This is a genomic window from Streptomyces sp. WELS2, from assembly GCF_013870595.1.
Taxonomy (GTDB): domain Bacteria; phylum Actinomycetota; class Actinomycetes; order Streptomycetales; family Streptomycetaceae; genus Streptomyces.
In genome coordinates, this window is sequence record NZ_JACBWZ010000851.1 from 1 (window position 1) to 2,558 (window position 2,558).

At 73.3% G+C, this 2,558-nt stretch carries 3 protein-coding genes; 2 read left to right on the forward strand and 1 reads right to left on the reverse strand.

All coding sequences use genetic code 11. The annotated features are described in order from the left end of the window. Positions 1-610: LamG domain-containing protein (locus H5J33_RS30760; RefSeq protein WP_181798049.1), on the forward strand; the 610-nt coding region annotated here is incomplete at its 5' end. On the opposite strand, the gene H5J33_RS30765 is transcribed toward H5J33_RS30760, so the two are convergent. Further along, complete coding sequence (locus H5J33_RS30765; protein ID WP_181798050.1) at positions 560-1,624, reverse strand: bile acid:sodium symporter family protein; 1,065 nt, start codon at positions 1,622-1,624, stop codon at positions 560-562. The two genes, H5J33_RS30760 and H5J33_RS30765, sit on opposite strands and share 51 nt — an antisense overlap. A gap of 152 nt (positions 1,625-1,776) precedes the next feature. Between H5J33_RS30765 and H5J33_RS30770 the strand changes: the two genes are divergently transcribed. Beyond that, positions 1,777-2,558: LysR substrate-binding domain-containing protein (locus tag H5J33_RS30770; protein ID WP_181798051.1), on the forward strand; the 782-nt coding region annotated here is incomplete at its 3' end.

Consider the following 2,558-nt stretch of genomic DNA (forward strand, 5'->3'; position numbering starts at 1 on the left):
GCTCCCGCCCGCTGACCAGGACCGAGCCGTCGGCGCGCTCGGCGAGGGTGAGTTCGACGGCACGGACGACGCGGTCCGGCTGCCGTACCGCGCCGGGCTCCCCCTCGGCGCGAAGGACTTCACGGTGTCGCTGTGGTTCCGGTACTCGGCGACGGCCGGCGAGCAGCCGCTGCTGTGGATGGGCGGGACCGGCACCGGCCGGCCGCAGGTGTGGCTGCGCGGGGAGCCCGCGAGCGACAGGGTGCAGGCGCTGATCACCGTGCGCAGCGGGGCCGGGGTGCCGCAGTCCGCGTCCGTGCGCACCGCGACCGCCTACAACGACGGCCGGTGGCATCACGCCGTGCTCCGGCGGGGCGGCGGACTGCTGTCGCTGTCCGTCGACGGCGCGGCCGTCTCCACGGCGGACCGGCCGGGCTCGGTCAGCCGCGACTCGCCCTTCGGCGTGCACCTCGGTCAGCGCATGGACGGCCGCGCCTTCCTCACCGGCGCGCTGGACGAGGTGCGGGTGTGGGACCGGGCGCTGGACGACACGGAACTGGCGGACCCCAAGGTGCTGCGGTCAGCGCAGGACACGGTTGTGTGGCTGCCCCTGGACCGGGTCCGCGGCTGACCCCTCGGGGGCGTCCCCCTGCGGGCGGGGCGCGTCCTCGGCCGCCTCCGGATCGTGCGAGCGGCGCTTGGCGATGACCGCGCACACCATCAGCTGCATCTGGTGGAAGAGCATCAGCGGCAGGACGGCCAGGGAGGCCTGGCCGCCGAACAGGACGCTCGCCATCGGCAGCCCGGAGGCGAGGGACTTCTTCGACCCGGCGAACTGCACGGCGATCCGGTCCGCCCGGCCGAAGCCGAGCGCCTTGGCGCCGTACCAGGTCAGGACCAGCATCACCGCCAGCAGGACGGCCTCCACACCGAGCAGCGCGGCCAGCCGCAGCGGGCTGACCTGGTGCCAGATGCCCTGGTTCATGCCCTCGCTGAACGCGGTGTAGACGACCAGCAGGATGGAGCCGCGGTCGACGAGGCCGAGGACCTTCTTGTGCCGGGTGACGAACGTGCCGATCCAGCGCCGCAGCAGCTGCCCGGCGAGGAACGGCACCAGCAGCTGGAGCACGATCTTCACCAGCGAGTCCGTGGAGAACCCGACCGCGTCGCCGCCGAGCAGCCCCGCCGCGAGCAGCGGGGTCAGGACGATGCCGGCGAGGGAGGAGAAGGACCCGGCGCAGATCGCCGCGGGCACGTTGCCGCGGGCGATGGAGGTGAACGCGATGGACGACTGGATGGTGGACGGCACCAGGGTCAGGAACAGCAGGCCCTGGTAGAGCGGCTGGGTCAGCAGGACCGGCACCAGGCCCCGGGCGGCCAGCCCGAACACCGGGAAGACGACGAACGTGCAGATCAGCACGGTGAGGTGCAGCCGCCAGTGGCGCAGTCCCTCCAGCGCCTCACCGGTGGACAGCCGGGCGCCGTAGAGGAGGAAGAGGAAGGCGATGGCGGCCGTGGAGGCACCCGAGGTCACGTCGGCGGCCGTGCCGCGCGCCGGGAGGAGGGCGGCGAGCCCCACCGTCCCGAGCAGCAGCACGATGTACGGGTCGATCGGCAGCCAACTGGGCCGGCGCAGGCGTGTCACGGTGCTCCGATTGCTCTGTCGTCTTGCTCTGTGTCGTCGGTCCGGGGCCCGCAGGGCCCTCCTCCATCGTCCTCCTGCCGTCGCCGATCGGGAATCCGGTATACCGCTCTGACTGTGATCGGCTTCCGTGATGACCGGCGTAGGCTCGGGGTGTGTACGAGCCGACGCACCTGCGCACCTTCCTGGCGGTCGCCCAGACGCTGAGCTTCACCCAGGCCGCCCGGCGGCTGGGGCTGCGCCAGTCCACGGTGAGCCAGCACGTGCGGCGCCTGGAGGAGGCGGCCGGACGGCAGCTGTTCGCCCGGGACACCCACTCGGTGGAGCTGACCGAGGACGGCGAGGCGATGCTGGGGTTCGCCCGCCGGATCCTGGAGGTGCACGAGCAGGCGACGGCGTTCTTCTCCGGCACGCGCGTGCGGGGCCGGCTGCGCTTCGGCGCCTCGGAGGACTTCGTGCTGACCCGGCTGCCCGAGATCCTGGAGGGTTTCCGCTACGACCATCCGGAGGTCGACCTGGAGCTCACGGTGGAGCTGTCCGGCACGCTGTACGAGCGGCTGGCCGCCGGGAAGCTCGACCTGGTGCTGGCCAAGCGGCGCCCGGAGGATCCGCGCGGTGCGCTGGTGTGGCGCGACGACCTGGTGTGGATCGGCGCCGAGCGGCTGCGGCTGGAGGCGGACCGGCCCGTTCCGCTGATCGTCTACCCGCCGCCGGGCATCACCCGGGCCCGCGCCCTGGAAGTGCTGGAGCGGCAGGGCCGGCCGTGGCGGATCGTGTGCACGAGCGGCAGCCTCAACGGGCTGATCGCGGCGGCCCGGGCCGGCCTCGGGGTGATGGCCCACTCCCGGCGGCTGATCCCGCCGGGCCTGTTCCGGCTGCCCGACCGGGCGGGCCTGCCCGAGCTGGGCAAGGTCGACTTCGTCCTGGTGGGCGACGA